The following is a 22,299-nucleotide window of genomic DNA, read 5'->3' on the forward strand; positions in this document are numbered from 1 at the left end:
GCCTACTGAGCGGCGGGAGTTGCGTGCTGGACGCCGAGGATGTCCACGACGAACACGAGCGTGGACCCGGCCGGGATCGAGCCCTTTGCCTGGTCGCCGTAGCCGTCGGCGGGAGGAATCACGGCGACGACCTGCGAGCCGACCGTCTGACCCTCGAGCGCCTGCTTGAAGCCCGGGACGACGTCGGTCGTCGCGAACTGCGTCGGCGCACCCTTGTCCCAGCTCGAGTCGAACACGGTGCCGCCGTCGTAGAGGACGCCGGTGTACTGAACGATCACGGTGTCGCCGGGGTTCACGACGTCGCCCGTTCCCTGACGGAGGTTCTCGATGCGGGTTTCGGTGGGCGCCGGCGTTGTCGGCACGGTGATCGTCGGAGCACCGTTGTCGGCGAAGGTCACGGTCGGCATGCCCTCGACGGGCGCCACCTCGGTGCCCTCGGCACGCGTGGGCAGCTCGGAGATCGAGTCGGCGACGAGGATGTAGGCCGGCGAGCCCTCGCCCAGCGTTCCCGCGGGGAATGTCGAGACGGTGCGCGAGCCGATCGGCACGCACGACACCGCGGCACCGAAGATCTGCTGGGCGTTGACGATCATGTCCATGCCCGAGGGATCGCTCTTGAGCGAGTCGAGCGCGACCTCGCCGGTGGACGCGTCGATCACGGTGTAGTTCGCCTTGACGAGATCGCCGGCCTTCACCTCGTCGCCGGTGCCCTCGATGAGAGTGCTGCGCTGGATCGCGCTCGGCGCGAATCCGTCGGGCCGGGTCACCGTGACCTCGCCCTTGAAGTCGCCGGACACCTCGAGGCCCGCGGGAACGTCGCCCGTGAACGGCGTCTGGCACTGTCCGGCGTCGGGGCTCGCACTGGCGTCCGGCGTCTGGCTGTCATCGGACGAACCGGCGCACCCAGCCAGAAGCAGCACCGCGACGGCGGCGACGGACAGGGAAGCGATCGGGCGGAAGCGCACGGAGAACCTCTCGAGAGAAGACAGGGAACCCCCATCCTCGCGCATCCGTCTTAGGCGCGGCTGAGAGTCCCCATGCGCGACCCGGCATGCGGCGGCGAGTAATCTCGACGGGTGAGTTCCGACGTGCCCGCCGAGACCCCCGCCGCCGTGCCGCAGCAGATGGGTGCGACGTACGTCCTCGGGCGTTCGCTCATCGCCCCCCTCGCCCGCGCCGTGTACCGCCCGCGCGTCGAAGGACGCGAGAACGTCCCGCGCACGGGCCCCGTCATCTTTGCGAGCAACCACCTGTCGTTCATCGACTCCATCGCGATCCCCGTCGCGGCTCCTCGCCCCGTTCACTTCATGGCGAAGTCGGCGTACTTCGAGAAATGGGCCTCGCGGCAGTTCTTCACCGCGATCGGCGCGATCCCCGTCGAACGCGGCGCCGGGCAGAAAGCCCTCGACGCCCTCGAGCAGCAGCGCGCGCTGCTCGAGGACGGTCGCGCGGTCGCGCTCTACCCCGAGGGCACGCGTTCCCTCGACGGCCGCCTCTACAAAGGACGCACCGGAGTCGCCTTCCTGGCCCTGCAGACGGGCGCTCCGGTCGTCCCGGTCGGCCTCATCGGCACAGACAAGGTCATGCCGGTCGGCGCGAAGATCCCGACGACGAAAGAGCGCATCACGGTCCGTTTCGGCGAGCCCATCGACCTCTCCCCCCACGGGCCCGCCACCTCGGGCCGGGCGCGTCGCGGCGCGACCGACGAGATCATGGCCGCGATCCACGCCCTCAGCGAGCAGGAGCTCGCGAACGCGTACAACGAGGCCCCCGCGCAGAACCCCCTCGAGCGCATCAAGCAGGTGCTCCCGCACGAGCGCCTCTGACGCTCGCCTCCTCGAGTTGCTGCTTGACGCGGCGACGCGGGGCGAGCAGGGTCGGGAGTGACGGCCCCGAACCGTCACCGCCACGACGAGGAGGCACCGTGAAGAAGTTCGTCAACGACCCGGCCGACGTGCTGGCCGAGGCCCTGCGCGGCATCGAAGCCGCTTACCCCGAGCTCCGCGTCGACGCGGAGAATCGCGTGATCCTGCGGGCGGAGCCGATCCGCGCCGGCAAGGTCGCCCTCGTCTCGGGTGGAGGCTCGGGCCACGAGCCACTGCACGGAGGCTTCGTCGGACGCGGAATGCTCGACGCGGCGGCGGCAGGCGAGGTCTTCACCTCCCCCACGCCCGATCAGGTGCTCGCGGCGACGCAGGCCGTCGATGCGGGTGCGGGTGTGCTGCACATCGTGAAGAACTACACCGGCGACGTCTTGAACTTCGAGATGGCGGCCGAGCTGGCGGCGGCTGAGGGGGTGCAGGTCGAGGCGGTCGTCGTGGCTGACGACGTCGCGGTCCAGGACTCGACGTGGACCGCGGGCCGCCGTGGCACCGGCACCACGGTCATCCTCGAGAAGATCGTCGGCGCCCTGGCCGAAGAGGGAGCCGACCTCGCCACCGTCGCCGAGCTCGCGCGCCGCGTGTCCGCGGCCGGCCGCTCGATGGGAGTGGCGCTGACCAGCTGCACGGTCCCCGCTGCGGGCCGACCCACCTTCGAGCTGCCCGACGACGAGATGGAGGTCGGGGTCGGCATCCACGGCGAACCCGGTCGGTCGCGCGTGAAGCTGGCATCCGCTCACGAGATCGCGAAGCTCATGGTCGACCCGATCGTCCACGACTTCCGCGACCCGGTCGGGCCGGCCATCGTGCTGCTGTCCGGGCTCGGCGGAACGCCGCTGATCGAGCAATACCTGCTCTACGGCGAGATCGCTCCCCTGCTGGCCGACGCGGGCGTCGTCGTGCAGCGCGTGCTCATCGGCGACTACATCACCAGCCTCGACATGGCGGGAGCGTCGCTCACGGTGGTGAAGGCCGACGATGAGATGCTGCGCCTGTGGGACGCGCCGGTCGTGACCCCGGGACTGCGGTGGGGCGCATGAGCGGCGCCGTCTCGATCGACGATCTCGTCGCCTGGATCCATGCGTTCCGCGACGCCGTCCAGCAGCACAAGGACGAGCTCACGCGCCTGGACTCCGAGATCGGTGACGCCGATCACGGTTCGAACATGGCACGGGGTCTGGATGCCGTCGTCGCGAAGCTCGATCCCGCTCCGGCGAGCGCCGGCGACCTGTTCAAGACCGTCGGCATGACGCTCGTCTCCTCCGTCGGCGGAGCGAGCGGTCCCCTGTACGGAACGTTCTTCCTCCGGATGGGCCCGGCCCTGTCCGCGGACGAGGTGGATGCCACGACCCTGGGCGCTGCGCTCCGCGCGGGCGTGGAGGGGGTCGTCGCCCGCGGCAAGGCGGAACTCGGCGACAAGACGATGATCGACGCCCTCTCCCCCGCGCTCGACGCGTGGGATGCGGCCGTCGCCGACGGCTCCGATGCCGCCGGAGCCGCGCGGGCAGCGGCCGATGCCGCCGCTCGCGGCCGGGATGCCACCGAGCCGCTCGTCGCCCGGAAGGGGAGGGCGAGCTACCTCGGTGAGCGCAGCGCGGGACACCTCGACCCGGGCGCCACCTCGGCAACGCTCCTGATCGAAGCCCTGCGCGACACGCTGACGGATGCCGCGTGATCGGTCTCGTGGCCGTCTCGCACTCGCGCGTCCTCGCCGAGGCCGCGGTCGAGCTGGCGCTGCAGATGGGTGGTGAGAATCCGCCCACCGTCCGCGTCGCCGCGGGCGGTCCCGAGGGAGACCTCGGAACGGATGCCGTGGCCATCGCTTCCGCGATCGACGAGGCCGACGGCGGCGACGGGGTGCTCGTTCTGATGGATCTCGGCTCCGCGATCCTCAGTGCCGAGACGGCGTTGGAGTTCGTCGCCGAACCGGATCGTGTCCGCCTCAGCGCGGCACCCTTCGTCGAGGGTCTCGTGGCGGCGGTCGTGACGGCCGCGGGCGGAGCAGGACTCGACGCGGTCGCGACGGAATGCGCGACGGCGGGCGACGCGAAGCGCCGACAGCTGGGGGCGGACACGGACAGCGCCGGTGCGGGTGCGGCATCCGAAACCGCGAAGGCCGCGGAAGGCGCGGCTTTCGAGGCGATGATCACGAACCCGTCGGGCCTCCACGCTCGGCCGGCCGCGACCTTCGTCAAGACCGCGTCGCGGTACGACGCCGACGTGCGTCTCATCGATCTCGACACGGGTTCGGAAGAGATCTCGGCGCGCAGCCTGTTGGCGCTGATGGCGCTGGGCGTGCGTCAGGGATCACGCGTCCGCGTCAGCGCGACCGGCCCCGAGGCGCGAGAGGCCCTGGACGACCTCCGGGCTCTGATCGAGGACGGCTTCGGCGAGCGCTGAGTCTCAGCGCGTGAGGCTCAGCGCGTGACGCTCAACAGCCGACGCGCGAGGGCCTCTTCGACGACGAGTTCGGTGACGAGTCCCGCCGCGAGGGCGCCGCGCAGGGCGTCGAGCTTCGACAGACTCGACACCACGCAGAACCGCCGCGGGATGCGCCGGACGGTGTCGAGGTCGGGGCCACTCGAGCGGGCGTTCAGCTCGGGGATGTCGCTGGACCCATCGACGCGGTAGAACACCGTCGCGCAGTCGCCGACCACGCCCTCGCGCTCGATCACCGCCCGATCACGCTCGTCGAAGTAGTCGCTGCTGTAGACGTGCGAGGGCACGTCGGCCTGCGGCGAACCCAGGCCGAAGACGAAGAGCCCGACGCGGTCCTGGATCTCGAGGACGGAACGCACCGAGCGCTCCCGCCACATCGCACGCTTCGTCTGGGGATCGTCGAAGAGCGCGGGAACCGGGAATTGGTGCACCGACGACGACCAGGCGGTCCCGAACCGCGACAGGATCTCTCCCGCGTACGGGATGCCGCTGGTGCGGACGTTGGCGGCACCGTTCATCTGCACGATGTGGGTGTCGTGCACGTCCTTGGCGGGGACGTGGCGGGCGATCGCCGAGAGCGTCGACCCCCACGCGATCCCCACCGTCATCGAGGACTCGACCCGCTCGGTGAGGATGCGCGCGGCGGTCAGGGCCGTGCGTTCGAGGCGATCGGCCTCCGTCGTGCGTGCGGGCGTGGGCACCACGTGCGCGGCGATGCCGAAGCGGTCGGCGATGCGCTGCGCCATCTGCCCGCGGGCGTCGTCGGGCGGGCTGATCGAGATCGTCACCAGCCCGACGTCGCGGGCGTGCTGCAGCAGGCGCGACACCGAGGAGCGCGAGACGCGCATCTCATGGGCGATGGCGTCCATCGTCAGATCTTGCATGTAATACAGCTGCGCGGCGCGGAGAGCATCCCGGCTGCGGGCTTCTGCCTGGGTCACCATGGGCCCTCCCGTCCGCCCCCATTGTGCACGTTTTTTCAAGGGGCTTGCAACAACGTGCAGACGGGCGCATTCTGTCGGCGTACCAACTACGAAAGGTCGCAGTCGACATGTCGTCCCCCGCAACTTCGCTCCGCGCCGACGTTCAGGCGCTTCGTGACGCCGAAGACATCGACGTCCTCATCATCGGCGGGGGCATCAACGGCCTCGCCACTCTCCGTGACCTCTCCCTGCAGGGTGTGAGCGTCGCCCTCGTCGAGCGCGGCGACTTCGTCTCGGGCGCCTCGTCGGCCTCCAGCCACATGGTGCACGGCGGGATCCGCTACCTCGAGAACGGCGAGTTCCGTCTCGTCAAGGAAGCGGTGACCGAGCGCAACGATCTGCTCAAGACCGCGCCGCACTACGTGAAGCCCCTCGAGACAACGATCCCGATCTACAAGACGTTCTCCGGCATCCTGTCGGCGCCGTTCCGCCTCCTCGTGACCCACGGTCGCGGCAAGCCCAATGAGCGCGGCGCCCTGCTGATCAAGGTCGGCCTGATCATGTACGACACCTTCTCGCGAGACGGTGGCTCGGTTCCCCGCCACACCTTCCTCGGGAAGAAGAAGTCGCTGCAGGCTCTGCCCAAGCTCAACCCCGACCTCGCCTACACCGCGACGTACTTCGACGCGTCGATGCACGACCCCGAGCGCATCGCGCTCGACGTGCTCCACGACGGCATCGTCGCCGGAGCCGGCCGCACGCAGGCCGTCAACTACGTCTCCGCCATCGGCGCAGACGCGAACGGCGTGCGCGTCCGCGACGAGGTCTCGGGCGAGGAGTTCTCGGTCAAGGCCAAGGTCATCCTGAACACGGCCGGCCCCTGGACCGACCTCGCGAACGCCGCCATGGGGCTCAAGACCCAGTTCATGGGCGGCACCAAGGGCTCGCACATCGTCCTCGACAACCCCGAGCTGCTCGCCGCTACGGGTGGACGCGAAATCTTCTTCGAGCACTCCGACGGCCGCATCGTGCTGATCTACCCGCTCAAGGACCGCGTCCTCGTCGGCACGACCGACATCGACGCCGACCCGTCGAAGCCCGTGGTGTGCACCGACGACGAGATCGACTACTTCTTCGACCTCGTCGGGCACGTCTTCCCGAGCATCGCGGTGGACCGCTCGCAGATCGTCTACACCTTCTCCGGCATCCGTCCCCTCCCGCGTCACGACGACACCGCTCCCGGTTTCGTTTCGCGTGACTACCGCATCGTCGAGGACGAGATCGCGGGCGTTCCCGCGATGAGCCTGGTCGGCGGCAAGTGGACCACGTTCCGCGCGCTGGCCGAGCACCTCAGCATGAAGACGCTGCAGAAGCTGCGTCGTCCGCACCGCGTGAGCACGCAGGGACTGCCGATCGGCGGCGGCGCGGGCTTCCCGGCGACCCCCGAGGCGCGCCGTCGGTGGGTAGCCGCACGCACGAATGCTCACTCCCGCGAGCTCGTCGAAGCCCTCCTCACGCGCTACGGCACCCGTGCCGACCTGCTTCTCGAAGCGCTCCCGGCCGAGCCCACTCCGATCGAGCACGCCCCCGGCTACTACGTCGAGGAACTCGAGTGGATCGCCCGCAACGAGCAGGTCGTGCACCTGATCGACGTGCTCCTGCGCCGGACGCACCTCGCGTTCGTCGGCGGAATGACCGAGCGCACGCTGGTCGAGGTCGCCGAGGCGGTCGCCGGTCCCCTCGGCTGGGACACCGACCGTGTCCACGACGAGGTGGAGCGCACCCGCGAGATTCTCCTCACCGCGCACCGCGTCGATCTGGCCGAGGCCGGAGTCGCCGCAATCTGAGAGAACGTGCGGGCGCGTCACCTGTTGCGCGCCCGCACGGCGGTCTTAGGTTCGGATCACCGAGCCGCAACGACGCCCGAGCCGAAGGTGGACGGGCGACAACAGAAAGGTCGATGACGACATGCAAGAAGTCAATCTGGGGCTGTACTTCCTCTCGGAGGTGGTCGGCACCGCGATGCTCATCCTGCTGGGCTGCGGCGTGGTCGCCAACGTCGCCCTGGCCAAGACCAAGGGCAACGCCGGTGGCACCCTGATGGTGAACTGGGGATGGGGACTCGCGGTCTTCGCCGGTGTCATCGTGTCCGCCTACTCGGGTGCCCAGCTGAACCCCGCCGTGTCGATCGGCCTGCTGGTCGCCGGCAAGATCTCCTTCGTCCAGTTCCTCGTCGCGGTCGCCGCGCAGATGGTCGGTGCGATCATCGGTGCCGTGCTGGCGTGGGCCTCGTACAAGCAGCACTTCGACGACGAACCCGACCCGGCGAACAAGCTCGGCGTCTTCTCCACCGGCCCCGCCATCCGCTCGTACGGCTTCAACTTCCTCACCGAGGTCATCGCGACCTTCGTCCTGGTCTTCGTGATCTTCGGGTTCGCCGACTACGGCGTCGCCGACATCGGCGTCCCCGGTGGCATCGGTGGCCTCGCCGCCGTCCCCGTGGCCCTGCTGGTGGTCGGTATCGGCGCCTCGCTCGGTGGCCCGACCGGCTACGCGATCAACCCGGCCCGTGACCTCGGCCCGCGTATCGCCCACGCGATCCTCCCCATCAGGGGGAAGGGCTCCAGCGACTGGAGCTACGCCTGGGTTCCGGTTGCCGGTCCCCTCGTCGGCGGTCTGCTCGCGGGTCTGCTCGCGCCCGTGCTGCTCCACCTCGGCAAGTAACACCTCAGCGGGGACGGTGCGAACCACCCGGCCTGCGCCGCCCCCGCGCTCCGCTTCACCACTTCCTCACCTCTACTAGACAAAGGAGTCCATCCATGGCCGACTACGTCCTCGCCATCGACCAGGGCACAACCTCGACGCGCGCGATGATCTTCGACAAGTCCGGGGGCGTCGTCGCCGTCGGACAGAAGGAGCACGAGCAGATCTTCCCGCGCGCGGGGTGGGTCGAGCACGACCCGCTCGAGATCTGGCGCAACACCCAGGAGGTGATCGGCCTGGCCCTCAGCCGCGCCGACATCACCCGTCACGACATCGCCGCCGTCGGCATCACGAACCAGCGCGAGACCGCCGTCGTGTGGGACAAGAACACCGGCAAGCCCGTCTACAACGCCATCGTCTGGCAGGACACGCGCACGCAGTCGATCGTCGACCGCCTCGCCGACGGCGACACCGAACGCTACAAGAGCATCGTCGGTCTGCCCCTGGCCACCTACTTCTCGGGGACGAAGATCGTCTGGATCCTCGAGAACGTCGAGAGAGCACGCGAGAAGGCGGAGGCCGGCGACCTGATCTTCGGCACCACCGACACGTGGGTGCTGTGGAACCTCACCGGCGGCATCGACGGCGGCGTGCACGCCACCGACGTCACCAACGCCAGCCGCACGCTGTTCATGGACCTCGAGACGCTCGAATGGCGCGACGACATCCTGGCCGACTTCGGCGTTCCGCGCTCGATGATGCCCGAGATCCGCTCGTCGTCCGAGGTGTACGGCACCGTCGAGTCGTCGTCGCTCCTGCGCGAGACCCCCGTCGCCGGCATCCTGGGCGACCAGCAGGCCGCGACCTTCGGCCAGGCCGCTTTCAACCCGGGTGAGAGCAAGAACACCTACGGCACGGGCAACTTCCTGATCTTCCAGACCGGCGAAGAGATCGTCCACTCGAAGAACGGCCTGCTGACCACCCTGGGCTACAAGCTCGGCGATCAGCCCGCCCGCTACGCGCTCGAAGGATCGATCGCCGTCACGGGGTCGCTCATCCAGTGGCTGCGCGACCAGCTCGGCATTATCTCCTCGGCTCCCGAGGTCGAGGCGCTGGCGAGCTCGGTCGACGACAACGGCGGCGTGTACTTCGTGCCGGCGTTCTCGGGTCTGTTCGCCCCGTACTGGCGTCCCGACGCCCGGGGCGCGATCGTCGGCATGACCCGTTACGTCAACAAGGGCCACATCGCCCGTGCCGCCCTGGAGGCCACCGCCTTCCAGACGCGCGAGGTGCTCGACGCGGTCAACGCCGACTCGGGCGTCGACCTCACCGAGCTCAAGGTCGACGGCGGCATGACCGCCAACGACGCGCTCATGCAGTTCCAGGCCGACATCCTCGGCGTGCCCGTGGTGCGCCCCGTCGTCGCCGAGACCACCGCGCTCGGTGCGGCTAACGCCGCCGGGCTGGCGGTGGGCTTCTGGGACAACCTCGACGACCTGCGCGCCAACTGGCAGGAGGACAAGCGCTGGGAGCCCGACATGGACTCCGACGAGCGCGACCGCGAGCTGCGTCTGTGGAAGAAGGCCGTCACCAAGTCGATGGACTGGGTCGACGACGACGTGCGCTGAGCGCCCCCGTCAGAACGGAACCCCGTCGGCCTCGCGCCGGCGGGGTTCCGTCGTTTCGTCGAGATCTCGGGGTCCGGATGCCGAGGCGTCCGAGCCTCGGCATCCACCGGCGCCGCGCTGTGCCCGAAGCCTGGGATCAACCCGAGTCGAGGAGCGTCCGATATCCCGACGGTCTCAGTGGCCGGTCCTGGACCGAGGCGGAGGAGTCCGAGAGGTCAGCGCGAGATCCACGCTCCCGGTGATCTTCCCCGCTGTGACGGTGATCGTCCCGGTGCGACAGGCAGGTTGAAGACCCGCGTACTCGCTCGTCTCCGGCAGTGACGCACAGATCTTGTAGGTGCCCGGCCGAACCGAGAGGGCATACCCGCCGGGGGCGCCCCCGCCGGCGTTGGTCCGCACGACGAGCTGGTCCCGCAGGGTGTAAACGGACACCGTCGCATCCTTGAGCCACACCGTCGAACCGGATGCCGTCTTCCCGCTGACCCGACCGGTGAGGGTCCCGCCCTGCTCGACCTTGCCGGCCTTCGCCGCGGTGTTGCCCCCGGCGGTCACGATCACCGCCGTCGCACCCTCTCGGGTGCCGGAGTTGTCCAGCCATTCCGGGGCGTAGTACGGCATCGTGGACGCACCGTATCCACTGATCCCGGTCGGCATGGCGTAGCCGCTGCTGTACGCACCGAATTGGACGCGATAGGTGCCGGCACGGAGCCCGGTGAAGTCGTATCCGCCCGCGGCATCCGTGAGCGTGCTGTACCCCTCACCGTCATCGCCGTCCCGCACAGCGCGGACGGGAATGTTGGCGACGGCCTTCCCGGTGCCGCGGTCACTCACCAGACCGCTCAACTGACCCAGAGCGTCCAGCGCGAGGTTCTTCGTGATGGCCCCGCTCGATGCGGTGAAAGTGATCGACTTCTCTGCGGCCCCCGATGCCCACACGGTGATCCGGTACGTCCGCCCCGACTTCAGCACACTGCCGAAAGAGTAGGACCCATCGGGCGCGGCCGTCGCGTACGAAATCTGTCCGGTCTGCGTGCTCGAGACGACCTCGAGCAACTGCACCCCGGCACCTGAGGCAGCGGCACCGGCCTTGGTGACCTTGCCGGAGAGCGAGGCGTCCGCGCGCGTGGCCGCGATGTTCGCCGTGCTGTTCGCCCCCTTCGTCACCGAGACGGTCGCCGCTTTGCGCCCCCCGTACCAGGCCGTCGGGTACCCCGTGATCTGCGCCGCCACGGTGTACGTGCCGACCGGGAGATTCGCGATGGTGTAGGTCATCCCCGATCCGGACGACGTGGTGTACGAGGAGAAAGCCTGTCCCTTCGCGTCGTAGGCGGTGATGGACGCGAAAGTCGCGTCGGGTGCCGTGACTCGACCCGAGATCGACCCGCCGTCCTTCGGTGCGGTGTCGACCAGTCCGAGGCTCTTCGTCTTACCCGACGACACCGTGAAGTGCGACGCCGCCGCGTCATCGGTCACGCCCCCGAGGTAGTACCTGCCGATGAGCACCGTGTACTCGCCCGGCACGAGGCCGTCGGCCGTGAAGGTGGATCCCGCGGACACGTAATCGCTCTTGACGTACGTCGTCCCGGCCGACGACCAGCGATACAGCCCGACGTAGCCGGCATTCGCGACAGTGAACGTCACCTTCCCCGAGCGGATGACGGACAGATCCTTCTTCACGCTCGAGGCGGACACGGCGAAGTAATCGGCGTAGTCCTTCGAGGCCGCGCTGTCCGACCACGTCGGCACGTACGAAGGCGAGGTGGGCGTCACGAGGGCGACGTACTTGCCCGCCGTCACTCCGCGGATCGTGTAGGAGCCGTCCGCCGCGATGGCGACGGCCGCACCCTGCGGCCCGGACGCCCCGGTGAGCGTGACGGTGCCTGAGGTCAAGGGCGTCGACGTTCCGGCGACCGTGACCTTCCCGCTCACCGTCACCCCAGCGACACCGATATCGACGCTGACCCGTGCACCGGCCTTGACGGCGATGAAGGTCGCGCCCGTGAGCGATGAGGTTCCGCCGGAGAAGACCATCCCGCCAGGAGCCGACGCACCCACGGCGATCGATCCGCCGCCCAGGCCCTGGATCGTGTAACGGCCGGACGCGTCCGTGGACCCTCTGCCGACCACGTTGCCGGAACGATCGTAGGCGGTGACCGCAATACCGGTCACGGGAGTCTTGTCCGCATACGCCACGGTGCCGGTCACCGTGCCGGCCGTCGCCAGCTGCGCTTTCAGGCCGCTGACGGCCTGACCCTTCGCGACGGAAATCGACGTGGCTGCGGCGAGCGTCGACTTGTCGTTCCACCATTCGCCGATCAGGTTCTGACCGTCGGGGCTGCGGAAGGCCAACGTGTACTCACCGGGCAGGAGTCGGGAGAGAGAGAACGAGCCGTTGCTGTCGGTCCCCGTCGAGTTCTGCCACATCCACGAGCCGTCGGACTTTCGATAGACCTCGACTCTCGCAGAGGTCACCGCTGCGCCAGACGTCGTGGTCACCGTCCCCGAGAGCTCGCCGCCCTTGGCCAGCACGACGTTCACGTCCGACTTGGTCTGGCCCGCAGTGACGGTGACGGGCGTCGCTGCCGAGAAGTCGCCGTTCCCCCCGTACCACTGATCGAGCACGTTGCGTCCGTACGACTGGAACTGGATGTAGTAGGTGCCCGCGGGCAATCCCGAGAACGCATACGATCCGTCGTTCCCCACCGTTGCGGAGTACCAGTTGTCCGACGCCCGGATCGACGCATACGTCGTTCCGCCCGCGAGGTTCACGCCCTGCGGGTATGTCACCTTCCCGGAGATCACCGCCGTCGCAACGGGGACCAAGGAAGGCGGCGGAGCGAGGGTCGGTGAGGGCGACGCAGACGGCTTCGGCGTCGCGGATGCCGACGGCTTCGGCGACCCGGAGGGCCTCGGCGATGCGGATGCCGAAGGCTTCGGCGTCGCTGACGGGGAGGGTGTCGCCGACGGGGAGGGCGACGCGGAGGGCCTCGGCGACGCGGACGCCGACGGGCGAGGAGTCGCAGAGGGCGAAGCGGAAGGGCTCGGGCTCGCCGACGCCGAAGGACGAGGACCCGAGGCGGTGGGACTCGGGCTCGCCGAGACGGACGTCGTGGGACTCGCGGCGACCGACGAGCTTGCCGAGGGCGACGGCGGTGTTTGCGCGTAGGCGCTGGTCGGAGCAATCACCGCCCCGGCGACGAAGAGGGCCATCACCGTGACACGGGCGATGGCACGAAAGGTGCGCGAAACGACTGCAGTGGCCACGTCTTCTCCAGCGACGGGCGTTTCGCCCGTCTCCCCCGGATGCGGCTTGCCGCACCATTCCCCCAAGGCGACACTCGTGTAGCCGCGGTCAAGTAATACCACAGCTCAAGGCCGGAAAACGAAACAGGTGACGCGACCGTTATCCCGTGGCTGCGGGGCAGCTTTCACGGGGGCGATCCGCGCAGATCTGCGTGATCAGAATTCGGGCGTTGGCGAAGTCGGGTCTCTCCTCGAGGATGGCGGAGGCGACCTGCACCGCTCTGTCGAGGTCGCCTGCCATTGCGAGGTCGATCGCGAGATCCTGCCGAGCCGGGATGTCGTGCGGGGCGACTTCGGCCATCCGCTCTCTCACCGCTGCCGCCGCCGTCCAGTCCTGCGCGAGTTCGAGGGTGACGGCCCGCGCGTCGAGAACGGCGAGCGTGTGAGGGAAAGATGCAGCCGCTCGGGCCGTCCACACCCGCGCCGCGTCTGCGGCGTCGGCGTCGCCGGCATCCGACCTGGCTGTCAGCACCTGAGCCGCCAGCGCCACGAGCTCTTTGTCCCATGGTCGTAAGGCCACCGCCGTGGCGAAGCCCGCGTCGGGCGACGCGCCCGCATCGACCCGGGCCGCCGCCGTGGCCATTGGGATCTCGGCCACGGTGGCCAGCGCGAGAGCCACGACGACCGCGGCGCCGACCACGCGCGCCGCGATCATCCGCGGCACGGCGCGGAGTTCCTCGCGCACGGACGCGGGCTCCGCCACGACGATCCCGAGAAGGATCGCCACGAGCAGGAACGCCGCGGGGCCCGTCGGGTGAGCGAGCAGCGCCACAATCGCGACGATCAGTCCCGCGATGCTCCCCAGGAAAACGCCGTTCACATCGTGGCCTCGTCGAAGTCTGCGTGTCACGGTCCGGACGGCCAAGCCCAGGCCGACGGCCATGACCGCCACCAGCACGAGTCCCCCGTCGGACGCGGCATCGAGGATCCAACTGTGTGACGACTCGAGCACCGTGTTGAGGGGGCGGTCGAGGTACCACGACGCGTCCTGAAAGGACGGGACGCGGTCGATGAAGCTCCCGGATCCTGCCCCGACGACGGGGGATGTCGAGAAGACCTGCAGCCCCCACTGCCACAGCGTCCAGCGCTCACCGACGGTCGCCGCAGCCACGGCGTCCGCACCGGTGAGGCGGTCAAGGGCACCGGGCGCCGAGAGCACGACGAACGTCAGGGCGAGGCCCGTCGAGGCTGCTCCGATCGCAATGGTGCGGCCCCGCAGGACGCCCGTGCGCCAGAGAAGCGGAGCCAGCACGATCAGACCGAGGACGGCGGCGAGATAGGCACCGCGCGACGCGGACGTGCCGAGGCCGATCAGCGCACCGATACCGCCCACCGCGACGACGATCCTCAGCACGGTGTCATCGCGGACCCATCTCGCTGCGGCCGCACCGGCGAGCACCATCAGCATCATCGCGCACACGATGCCCTGGTCCGTCGCATTTCCGAAGAGCGATCCCGGTCTCTCCAGATCGCTCGAAAACGGACGCAGTCCGAACGCCTCGAGGACACCGACGAAGGCGACCGCCGTCGCGGCGCCCGACAGGGAGATGAGGAAGGCCCGCACACACGTCCCGTCGGCACGCGATCCGAGCAGAGAAGCCGCGAGCCAAGCGACGCCCAGACCGACGGGCAGCGCGACCAGCGGACCGAGGTAGCGGGGCCACCGGCCGATCAGGCCGACCCACACGTCCGTGCCGTAAAGGACGGAGCCCGCGATGGCCGCGACGACGAGAGCGGCGAAGGCCGAAGCCGCGACGACCCATGCCCAGGTCGGGAGCCTCCCGGTCCTCCTCGCGAAGAGAGCCACGCCCACGGCGATGGCCACGACGAGGTACTTGGGGAACGTCCATCGCAGCATCCCGTCGGGCAGGACCGCGATGATCCCCGCCACGGCGATGCTGACGGCAGCGATCGACGCTCGACTCGACGTCATTCTCATGAGGCAGGTCCCCCGGCTCGCGCGCGCAACGGTGAAGCTCGCATCATCGCCGAGTCGGATGTGTGTCTCCGCGTCGGCAGGGGATCTCTCATCGCTGCGGCTTGGGATACGCCGCGCGAACCACGTCGGACTGCAGATAGTCCGACACCCCGATGAGCAGGATCGCGAAGAGGATCTGCTCGGTCACCACCCAGAACGGGTAGAGGCCGGGGATCGCTGCGAGCACGAGCGCGACGATCGGGAAGATCCGGCTGAACAGCTGCAACCGCCGGAACGCCCAGTACCACCCGGCTCGCGCACGCCAGAGGAAGTAGAACAGCGTCGTCGTGATCGCGAGCACCACGAGGCACCGCATCCACACCGCGAACCCGACATCGGCACCGTTCAGCGTCATCACCAGAGCGACGACGACCGTGGCGACACCCAGTACGAACCCGAGTCCGAGGAGAAGGGTGATCGCGCGGAACGCCCGATGCACTCTCGGGTCCTCGGGGACATCCACGCGGTGGTCCGCCTGGCGTCCACCCGCGATCCGATCGAGGCGACGGAGGGCCGGTTCGAGCTGCATGCGCTCACTGTACGACGCCGGACCCCGACCGCGCGCCAGGATCAGCCGACGGTGATCTCGGGCTCGTGTCGGACCGGGAAGTTCACCGAGTTCGCGATGAAGCACCACTCGCGCGCCTGCTTGTGGGCGGCGCGGGCCGCTTCGACCATCGACTCGTCAGCGACCCGGACGCGCGGACGCAGGACCACCTCCGTGAAGGCTCCGCCGCTGTTGCCGTCCTCCTGCATGGTCCCCGACGCGTCGTCCTCGTACGCCGTGACCACGACGCCGGTCGTGACGCACGCGTGCAGGTACGACAGCAGATGGCACTCGCTGAGGGCCGCGAGCAGCAGCTCTTCCGGGTTCCATTTGGCGGGATCGCCCCGGAAGGGCTTGTCAGCGGATGCCGCGATCGCGGGCTTGCCGTCGACCTCCAGCGTGACCGCGCGGTCGTAGTCGCGGTGTCCGCTGGTGCCGCTCCCCCGGTCCCCGGTCCAGGTCGAGCGCAGGCGGTAGTGGTGCTCTCCGTTCATGGTCCCAGTCTGCCGTGCTGCCCGCGTGGGAGGGCGACTTCCGGCCCGTGGAGCGCCGACGTCGACGCCAGGGGACGAAGGTCCCGTCGCCATAGAATGGACGGATGCCCGCCACGCCCCCCGCCTCCGTCGAACTCGCTGTCGTCGAACGGAACGGCTTCATCGAATCCCGTCATCACGGCGTCGCTGTCGTGCTCGCTCCCGACGGATCCGAGAAGCTCACGCTCGGCGAGGCGACAGCCCCGTTCCTCCCCCGCTCGAGCATGAAGCCTCTGCAGGCGCTGGCGTGCCTTTCCGCGGGCGCCGACCTCGCCGAGGAGCGCCTGGCGATCGCGATGGCGAGCCACTGCGGCACCGAGCGCCACGTCGAGACGGCCCGTGGCATCCTGCAGTCCGCCGGCCTGACCGAAGACGATCTGGGGTGCCCCGCAGCGTGGCCGAGCGACACCGCCGCGCGCGATGAACTCGTGCGCGATCACGGGTCGCCCTCGCCCCTGCGCATGAACTGCTCGGGCAAGCACGCGGCGATGCTGCTGACGTGCGTCGCGAACGGCTGGTCCACGGCGGACTACCTCGACCCGGAGCACCCGCTGCAGGTACACATCCGCGAGGTGCTCGAGCGCCTCGTCGGCGAGCGCATGACGACGACCGCGATCGACGGCTGCGGCGCCCCCGTGTACGCCATGAGCCTCATCGGTCTCGCTCGCGCCATCCAGCGCATCGCGACCTCGTCGGAGCGCTCTCCGTTCGCCCTGCACCGCAGCGCCGGGACGCTCGTTCGCGCAGTGAAAGAGCACCCGTGGACGATCGACGGCCCGGGTCGCCCCGACACCGTCGTCATCGAGCGCCTCGGCGTCTTCTCGAAGCTCGGTGCCGAGGGCGTCCAGGTCATGACGGCGCCCGACGGCACGACGGTCGCGCTGAAGATGCTCGACGGCTCCAATCGCGCCGGGCACGCGGTGGCACTGCGTCTGCTCGAGCGCACCGGAGCCCTCGCCCCCGAGGCGGTCGCCGATACCCTCGCCCTGCTGCCCCTGACGATCTCGGGCGGTGGCCGCGAGGTCGGTCTCATCCGCGCGACGGTCTGACGGGGCCGCGCCCCGCTCGAGCGACGCCCCGACGGGGCCGCCCTGCCAGGAGAGCGGCCCGGGTGGTCAGATACCGCCGTCGACCGAACGCGGGTACGTGATGGGCTCGTCGGGAACGAGCACCTCGGTGTCCCGGTTCAGGCTCTCGCCCCGGAAGAACGGCTTGGACGCCGGGACGAGGTACCACACGACCATCAGCACGACGCCGAAGGCCAGCGCGCCGATGCCGACGACGAACGTGCCGCCGATGCCGAGCAGCTCGGAATTGCCGTAGTCGACGTCGTACATGTCGATCGCCGACTGGACGAAGGCGTACGTGAGCATCAGCGCCCCGAGCAGGGGGAGGATGCCACGGTAGACGAGGTTCTTGCCGGACGTGAAGAGCTCGCGTCGGAAGTACCAGACGCACGCGTACCCCGTCATCGCGTAGTAGAACGCGATCGCGAGACCGAGCGACAGGATGGAGTCCTGGAGGATGTTGTCGCTGATGATGGTCATGCCCACGTAGTACACGCTCGCGACGATCCCCATGACGAGCGTCGAGAACGACGGCGTGTGGAACCGCGGGTGCACCGTCTGGAAGCGGGCGGGAAGCGCCTTGTAGGCAGCCATCGCCAGCGTGCCGCGTGCCGTCGGCAGGATCGTGGTCTGCGTCGATGACACCGCGGAGATGAGCACCGCGACCACCAGCACCCACGCGAACGGGCCGAACAGCCCGTCCTTCATCGCCAGGAAGACGTCGTCGGCGTTCTCCGCGTTGGCGAGGCCGGCGCCGTCCTCTCCCACGCCGGCGTACATCATCGCCGCGACGGTGACCGTGACGTACGTGCCGAGCAGGATCACCGTGGTGAGCAGGGCCGCGCGTCCGGGGATGCGCTTCGGATCCTTGGTCTCCTCGTTCAGCGCGAGGCACGTGTCCCATCCCCAGTAGATGAAGAGCGCGAGCAGGACGGCCTCGGTGAAGCCGCTCCAGTCGGTGAAGCCGAGGGGGTTGAACCACGCGAGGTCGAACGGGGTCGGGTTCGGGGCCGTGCCGTCGAAGAACTTCCACAGCGCGACGACGACGAAGAGCGCGAGAACGATGTACTGGACGGCGAGCAGGATGTTCTGGATGCGCTCGCCGATCTCGACGCCCCGGTAGCTCACGTACGTCATCGCGGCGATGAACGCGACGCCGGTAGCGGTCACGAGAGGCACGTTCTCGGCGAGCGATCCGTCACCGACCAGCGACCACAGGTAGATGCCGGCGATCTGCGACAGGTTGGCGAGGACGACCATGCCCGCGACGGCGACCCCCCACCCGCCCATCCAGCCGACCCACGGTCCGAACGCCTTCGTCCCCCAGGTGAACGTCGTCCCGCAATCCGGCACCTCGTTGTTCAGCTCACGGTAGGCGAAGGCGATGAAGAGCATCGGGATGAACGCCAGGACGAACGCGATCGGCGCTTGGGCACCCACCGCGACGACGACGAAGCCGAGGGTGGCGACGAGAGAGTAGACGGGGGCTGTGGATGCCAGTCCGATGACGGTCGAACCCCAGAGTCCGAGGGTCCCGGCGGCCAGTCCTTTGCCCGACGTCCGTTCGGGAGCGGAAGTCATATGCCGAACGTAGAATCCGCGGGCAACCGCGGTCAAGGGTGAATTCTCAGGAAGAGCGGCGGTTGACGTCGAGCACGATGATCGTGATGTTGTCGCGGCCGCCGTTCTCGAGGGCCGCCGCCATCATCGCGTCGACGGCTGCGGCCGGGTCGGCGTTCGCCTCGAGGAAGTGCTTGATACCGAAGTCGGTGAGCTCTTTGGTAAGCCCGTCCGAGCACACGACGAACCGATCGCCGTCGACGACTTCGAGGCGGAGGTAGTCCGGCTTGACGCTGTCGCTCGGTCCGACGGCACGTGTGATGACGTTTCCGTAAGGGTGGTTCTCCGCCTCTTCGGGGCTCAGCCGCCCCGCGGCGATCAACTCCTGCACCACCGAGTGATCGGTCGTCACCTGGACGATGTCGTCGTCGCGCAGGAGGTACACCCGCGAATCGCCGATGTTCAGGGTGACCCAGTGGGGCTCGTCCGTCGTCGTCTCGAGATACAGCCCGGTCAGCGTCGTCCCGGTGCCCTCATCGGTGGTCTCGGGGTGCGAGACGATGTCCTTGACCGCGCGGGACAGGGCCTTCTCGATGTGCCGGGGCGACACCGTCCCCCCGTCGACGACGGCGCGCAGTCGGTCGACCGTGCTCGCGCTCGCGATCTCCCCACCGAGATGTCCGCCCATTCCGTCTGCGACCACGAACAACGGGTACTCCGCGAGGACCGCGTCCTGATTGACCTCACGGCGCTTCCCGGTGTCGGTGCCCGCAGCCCACGCCAGCTCGAGCGTCGCCCCCGTGAGTGGAACGGTACGCGTATGCGTGGTCACCTCGGGCACGAGAGATCCTCCGGTTGGCCGACAGCTTCGCCGGCGAGAGCGCGCGGCCCTGCCATCCTAATGGACGCCCGCGCACGGACTCGGGCAGCGCCGCGCCCAGCCGCGGCAGACGGCCGGGTCATCCGGCCGCCGGGTCGGCGGGAAGACTCAGGATGCCGTCGATCTCGGCGATCTCCTCCGCGGTGGGCGTCCACGCGGTCGCCGCCTCGGCGTTCGCGCGCACCTGCTCCGGGCTCGTGGCTCCCGCGATGACACTCGACACCAGCGGATTGGCGAGGAACCACGCGAACGTCGCCTGGAGCATGGTGATGCCGCGCTCGTCGCAGAACGCCTGGTACCGCTCGAGGGCATCCCACGGCGCGTCCCGCCACAGGTGAGGGCGCTGGCGCATGATGCGGCTTCCCTCGGGCCCTCCCTCCCGTGAGAACTTTCCCGTCAGCAGGCCGTTGTGGAGTGGGAAGAACGGCAGAAGACCCAGGCCGAACCGTCCCACCGCCGGCAGCACCTCCCGCTCTGCCGCACGAGCGAGCAGGCTGTACTGGTTCTGCGACGAGATGAACCTCACGCCGCGTGCCGCGAACTCGGCCTCGGCGATCTGCCACCCGGCGAAGTTGGAGTGGCCCACGTACCGGACCTTGCCCTCGCGGACGAGATCAGCGAGCGCGGCGAGCGTCTCTTCGATGGGGGTCGAGGGATCGGGCGTGTGCAGCTGGTAGAGGTCGATCCAGTCGGTCCGCAGTCGGCGGAGCGAGCCCTCCACCGATCGACGGATCGACGTCCGTGACGCCTTCGCTCCCCCGAGCACGCCGGGCGCGAGATCGGCGTGGCCGAACTTCGTCGCGAGCACGACCTCGTCACGACGCCCCAGGAGCGCCTCGCCCATCAGCGTCTCCGACAGCCCGTACTCCCGGCCGTACACGTCGGCCGTGTCGAGGAAAGTGACGCCCGCATCGAGTGCGGCGTCCAGAACCGCACGGGTCCCCTCGAGCCTCTCGGTGGGGGTTCCCGACCGGCCGAAGTTGTTGCATCCGAGCCCGACCGCGGAGACCCGGAGTCCGGAGCGTCCAACGGGTCGTTGAGGAAGAAGGGAAGTCGTCATCCCTCCACGCTAACCCCGGGGCGGCACGGAGGGATGATCGCCGCACGACCGCGCGAACGACGATGGGCTCCTCACCGGGGTGAGGAGCCCATCGAACGATCAGACCTGGGGGCCGGCCGGCGGTGCGGGCGGCGGCGGGGTCGTTCCCGTCGCGGGCGGGGCCGGCGGCGGCGGGGTGGCGCCCACGGCGGGCGGGGTCGAGCCGGCCGGCGGCGCCGAGTAGCCCTGGGGCGCGCCGTACCCCTGCGGGGCGGCGTTCGCACCGACGCCCTGCTGCGCGGGCTGCACGGGCACGCCGTTCCAGACCGTCTTGTCGGCGAGGAACGAGTTGCCCCACGGCGACGGGGAGGCAGCGGCGGGGTTCCACCGGTTGCTGCTGAAGCCGAGGATGCCGAGCCAGATCCAGACGCCGAGCCCGTTCAGGAGGAACAGCAGCAGGATCGGCCACTCGCGGCCGAACTTCGCGTTGACGCGCACGGAAGCCATGATGAGCACGACGATGCCGGCGAGCAGCGCGAGGAAGTTGAGGATCGGAATCACCCCGGCGATCACGATTCCGAGGATGACCCAGGGCGAGACGTCACCGAGCTTGGCGAAGACCATGTAGTTGTACACCGGCACCCAGGCACGCCACTTGCCCTCGACTCCCGCACGCTCGAAGACCTTCATGGCAAGGAAAGCGGTGATGGCGTAGCCGATGAGACCGAGGACGGCCGAGAAGGCGTACAGGGCGCCCAGGGCTGCCAGCCCGGCGGCATCCGACGCCCCGTAGGGGTCGCTGTATGCGAGGTGAAGGGTGTCCACGTCGATCCTTTCGGACGATGATGGCGCAGACGCGCGCCAGCGGGAGTTTCCCGGTGGGTGACATGGTAGCGAACCTGAGTGTTTCCTGACACCCACCGCGCGGGTGTGCTAGACGAATAGGGCGAGCTCTCCGTCCGCGGCCTCGCGGATGTCCCAGCCGGCCCGACGTCCCCACGCCACGAAATCGTTCCTCGACCCGATCGTCGGGGCCGTGAGCGCCAGTGACCGGACCAGGTCGCCCTTCGCGTGTTTGTTGAAGTGGTTCAACGCGCGAACCGGCGCCTCTCCCCCACCGGTCACAACGCGGACGTAGGCGCTCGCGACATCCGCGGGCACAGGCCCGAGCGCCGCGTACGCCTCGGATCGCAGATCGAGGATGAACGGCGTCGAGAGAGCGGACAGTGCGGAGGTGACGGCATCCGCCCACACCCGACGCAAAGACGGGAGTCCGGGTATCGAGATTCCCGCCGCCAGGCGATATGCGGGGATGCCGTCGAGCGCACCGACCGGGCCGAACGGCGCCGAATGGATCAGCACGTGGTCCGCGACCCACGACCGCGCCGCGGTGTCGAGGCCGGCGGCATCCAGAGCATCGAACAGAACGCCGGTGTAGCGGTCGATCGCGGGCATCGTCGGCGCGTCGCGCAGAGCCGCGTTGTCGGCGATCTCGTGCCGGCGCTTGGCGCTGAGCTTCAGCACACGCGCCGCTTCGTCCTCATCGGCAGACAGGGCCACGAGCGCATCGACGACGGCCTCGCGCTGAGGGCGCAGCGCCGGCAGCGCGAGTTCGTCGAGACGCAGCGCATCACCGTGCCCTCCGGGCCGCTTGGTTTCCGAGGGAGGCAGGAGAACGAGCATGAGACCTTCCAGAAAAGAAGCGACGCGCGTCGCCCGGCGGTCTCGACGGGCCGCCCAGGGGGGAGTCAAGCGGGCCGAGACGGGGGCACCCCTTGACGGCCCGCGCCGGGGACCCGAGGGAGCCCAACAACAGCAA

20 protein-coding genes are annotated in these 22,299 nt (G+C 69.2%); 9 read left to right on the plus strand and 11 right to left on the minus strand.

The annotated features are described in order from the left end of the window. Nucleotides 1-2: 2 nt before the first annotated feature. On the minus strand, nt 3-965 hold the full coding sequence (locus tag AB0O24_RS03995; protein ID WP_275799332.1) for an FKBP-type peptidyl-prolyl cis-trans isomerase: 963 nt from the start codon (nt 963-965) through the stop codon (nt 3-5). 159 nt (nt 966-1,124) lie between these two features. Here AB0O24_RS03995 and AB0O24_RS04000 point away from each other — a divergent pair, with 159 nt between their 5' ends. The 4 genes from AB0O24_RS04000 (at nt 1,125) to dhaM (ending at nt 4,280) form a co-directional block, all read left to right on the plus strand. Continuing rightward, on the plus strand, nt 1,125-1,826 hold the full coding sequence (locus AB0O24_RS04000) for a lysophospholipid acyltransferase family protein (RefSeq protein ID WP_153001368.1): 702 nt from the start codon (nt 1,125-1,127) through the stop codon (nt 1,824-1,826). A 98-nt stretch (nt 1,827-1,924) separates the two neighbouring features. Next, complete coding sequence (gene dhaK / locus AB0O24_RS04005) at nt 1,925-2,920, plus strand: dihydroxyacetone kinase subunit DhaK (RefSeq protein ID WP_275799330.1); 996 nt, start codon at nt 1,925-1,927, stop codon at nt 2,918-2,920. Beyond that, entirely contained in the window at nt 2,917-3,555 is a 639-nt protein-coding gene (dhaL, locus tag AB0O24_RS04010; protein ID WP_363372714.1) for a dihydroxyacetone kinase subunit DhaL, read from the plus strand. The genes dhaK and dhaL overlap by 4 nt, the downstream gene beginning before the upstream one ends. Beyond that, nucleotides 3,552-4,280, plus strand: a complete 729-nt coding sequence (gene dhaM, locus AB0O24_RS04015; protein ID WP_363372717.1) for a dihydroxyacetone kinase phosphoryl donor subunit DhaM — start codon at nt 3,552-3,554, stop codon at nt 4,278-4,280. Before dhaL ends, dhaM begins: the two co-directional genes overlap by 4 nt. Nucleotides 4,281-4,297: 17 nt before the next feature. On the opposite strand, the gene AB0O24_RS04020 is transcribed toward dhaM, so the two are convergent. After that, the gene (locus AB0O24_RS04020) at nt 4,298-5,263 is read right to left on the minus strand and encodes a sugar-binding domain-containing protein (RefSeq protein ID WP_275799326.1); all 966 of its coding nucleotides are present in this window, start codon (nt 5,261-5,263) and stop codon (nt 4,298-4,300) included. A 107-nt stretch (nt 5,264-5,370) separates the two neighbouring features. Between AB0O24_RS04020 and AB0O24_RS04025 the strand changes: the two genes are divergently transcribed. The 3 genes from AB0O24_RS04025 (at nt 5,371) to glpK (ending at nt 9,573) form a co-directional block, all read left to right on the plus strand. Then, nucleotides 5,371-7,089: a glycerol-3-phosphate dehydrogenase/oxidase gene (locus tag AB0O24_RS04025; RefSeq protein WP_363372718.1), complete on the plus strand. Its 1,719-nt coding sequence runs from the start codon at nt 5,371-5,373 to the stop codon at nt 7,087-7,089. Between the two features lie 121 nt (nt 7,090-7,210). After that, entirely contained in the window at nt 7,211-7,966 is a 756-nt protein-coding gene (locus AB0O24_RS04030; RefSeq protein WP_363372721.1) for an MIP/aquaporin family protein, read from the plus strand. Nucleotides 7,967-8,061: 95 nt separating this feature from the next. After that, nucleotides 8,062-9,573: a glycerol kinase GlpK gene (gene glpK, locus AB0O24_RS04035; protein ID WP_363372723.1), complete on the plus strand. Its 1,512-nt coding sequence runs from the start codon at nt 8,062-8,064 to the stop codon at nt 9,571-9,573. A gap of 174 nt (nt 9,574-9,747) precedes the next feature. On the opposite strand, the gene AB0O24_RS04040 is transcribed toward glpK, so the two are convergent. Further along, complete coding sequence (locus tag AB0O24_RS04040; RefSeq protein ID WP_275797951.1) at nt 9,748-12,375, minus strand: carboxypeptidase-like regulatory domain-containing protein; 2,628 nt, start codon at nt 12,373-12,375, stop codon at nt 9,748-9,750. Between AB0O24_RS04040 and AB0O24_RS04045 the strand changes: the two genes are divergently transcribed. After that, nucleotides 12,293-12,739 (plus strand): hypothetical protein, encoded by a 447-nt coding sequence (locus AB0O24_RS04045; protein ID WP_275797953.1) that lies wholly within the window; start codon nt 12,293-12,295, stop codon nt 12,737-12,739. The two genes, AB0O24_RS04040 and AB0O24_RS04045, sit on opposite strands and share 83 nt — an antisense overlap. Nucleotides 12,740-12,976: 237 nt before the next feature. Here the strand turns inward: AB0O24_RS04045 and AB0O24_RS04050 are convergent, their stop codons facing one another. From AB0O24_RS04050 to AB0O24_RS04060, 3 genes are all read right to left on the minus strand, one after another. Then, nucleotides 12,977-14,809: an O-antigen ligase family protein gene (locus AB0O24_RS04050; protein WP_275797955.1), complete on the minus strand. Its 1,833-nt coding sequence runs from the start codon at nt 14,807-14,809 to the stop codon at nt 12,977-12,979. A gap of 94 nt (nt 14,810-14,903) precedes the next feature. Beyond that, nucleotides 14,904-15,383 carry a hypothetical protein gene (locus AB0O24_RS04055; protein WP_058597030.1) on the minus strand — a complete coding sequence of 160 codons (480 nt, stop codon included), beginning with the start codon at nt 15,381-15,383 and terminating at the stop codon, nt 14,904-14,906. Nucleotides 15,384-15,424: 41 nt separating this feature from the next. Then, entirely contained in the window at nt 15,425-15,895 is a 471-nt protein-coding gene (locus AB0O24_RS04060; protein WP_275797958.1) for an OsmC family protein, read from the minus strand. Nucleotides 15,896-15,999: 104 nt separating this feature from the next. On the opposite strand from AB0O24_RS04060, the gene AB0O24_RS04065 reads away from it, so the two are divergent. After that, on the plus strand, nt 16,000-16,983 hold the full coding sequence (locus tag AB0O24_RS04065; RefSeq protein WP_275797959.1) for an asparaginase: 984 nt from the start codon (nt 16,000-16,002) through the stop codon (nt 16,981-16,983). 66 nt (nt 16,984-17,049) lie between these two features. On the opposite strand, the gene AB0O24_RS04070 is transcribed toward AB0O24_RS04065, so the two are convergent. The 5 genes from AB0O24_RS04070 to yaaA form a co-directional block, all read right to left on the minus strand. Then, on the minus strand, nt 17,050-18,582 hold the full coding sequence (locus AB0O24_RS04070) for an APC family permease (RefSeq protein WP_275797960.1): 1,533 nt from the start codon (nt 18,580-18,582) through the stop codon (nt 17,050-17,052). 46 nt (nt 18,583-18,628) lie between these two features. After that, nucleotides 18,629-19,402, minus strand: a complete 774-nt coding sequence (locus tag AB0O24_RS04075) for a protein phosphatase 2C domain-containing protein (RefSeq protein ID WP_275797962.1) — start codon at nt 19,400-19,402, stop codon at nt 18,629-18,631. Nucleotides 19,403-19,520: 118 nt separating this feature from the next. Then, nucleotides 19,521-20,501, minus strand: a complete 981-nt coding sequence (locus AB0O24_RS04080; RefSeq protein WP_275797963.1) for an aldo/keto reductase — start codon at nt 20,499-20,501, stop codon at nt 19,521-19,523. A gap of 99 nt (nt 20,502-20,600) precedes the next feature. Then, nucleotides 20,601-21,305: a large exoprotein gene (locus AB0O24_RS04085; protein WP_363372729.1), complete on the minus strand. Its 705-nt coding sequence runs from the start codon at nt 21,303-21,305 to the stop codon at nt 20,601-20,603. A gap of 108 nt (nt 21,306-21,413) precedes the next feature. After that, nucleotides 21,414-22,163 (minus strand): peroxide stress protein YaaA, encoded by a 750-nt coding sequence (gene yaaA / locus AB0O24_RS04090; protein ID WP_363372732.1) that lies wholly within the window; start codon nt 22,161-22,163, stop codon nt 21,414-21,416. Nucleotides 22,164-22,299 lie beyond the last annotated feature (136 nt).

Origin of the sequence: Microbacterium sp. NPDC086615 (genome assembly GCF_040686055.1) — a bacterium.
In the GTDB taxonomy this organism is placed as follows: domain Bacteria; phylum Actinomycetota; class Actinomycetes; order Actinomycetales; family Microbacteriaceae; genus Microbacterium.

What these genes read in the sequence shown, in the direction of transcription:
- AB0O24_RS04000 (WP_153001368.1), top strand. Translation starts at nt 1,125, where the DNA reads ATGGGTGCGACGTACGTCCTCGGGCGTTCGCTCATCGCCCCCCTCGCC.
- dhaL (WP_363372714.1), top strand. Translation starts at nt 2,917, where the DNA reads ATGAGCGGCGCCGTCTCGATCGACGATCTCGTCGCCTGGATCCATGCG.
- AB0O24_RS04020 (WP_275799326.1), bottom strand. Translation starts at nt 5,263, where the DNA reads ATGGTGACCCAGGCAGAAGCCCGCAGCCGGGATGCTCTCCGCGCCGCG.
- AB0O24_RS04025 (WP_363372718.1), top strand. Translation starts at nt 5,371, where the DNA reads ATGTCGTCCCCCGCAACTTCGCTCCGCGCCGACGTTCAGGCGCTTCGT.
- AB0O24_RS04030 (WP_363372721.1), top strand. Translation starts at nt 7,211, where the DNA reads ATGCAAGAAGTCAATCTGGGGCTGTACTTCCTCTCGGAGGTGGTCGGC.
- glpK (WP_363372723.1), top strand. Translation starts at nt 8,062, where the DNA reads ATGGCCGACTACGTCCTCGCCATCGACCAGGGCACAACCTCGACGCGC.
- AB0O24_RS04050 (WP_275797955.1), bottom strand. Translation starts at nt 14,809, where the DNA reads ATGACGTCGAGTCGAGCGTCGATCGCTGCCGTCAGCATCGCCGTGGCG.
- AB0O24_RS04055 (WP_058597030.1), bottom strand. Translation starts at nt 15,383, where the DNA reads ATGCAGCTCGAACCGGCCCTCCGTCGCCTCGATCGGATCGCGGGTGGA.
- AB0O24_RS04060 (WP_275797958.1), bottom strand. Translation starts at nt 15,895, where the DNA reads ATGAACGGAGAGCACCACTACCGCCTGCGCTCGACCTGGACCGGGGAC.
- AB0O24_RS04065 (WP_275797959.1), top strand. Translation starts at nt 16,000, where the DNA reads ATGCCCGCCACGCCCCCCGCCTCCGTCGAACTCGCTGTCGTCGAACGG.
- AB0O24_RS04070 (WP_275797960.1), bottom strand. Translation starts at nt 18,582, where the DNA reads ATGACTTCCGCTCCCGAACGGACGTCGGGCAAAGGACTGGCCGCCGGG.
- AB0O24_RS04080 (WP_275797963.1), bottom strand. Translation starts at nt 20,501, where the DNA reads ATGACGACTTCCCTTCTTCCTCAACGACCCGTTGGACGCTCCGGACTC.
- yaaA (WP_363372732.1), bottom strand. Translation starts at nt 22,163, where the DNA reads ATGCTCGTTCTCCTGCCTCCCTCGGAAACCAAGCGGCCCGGAGGGCAC.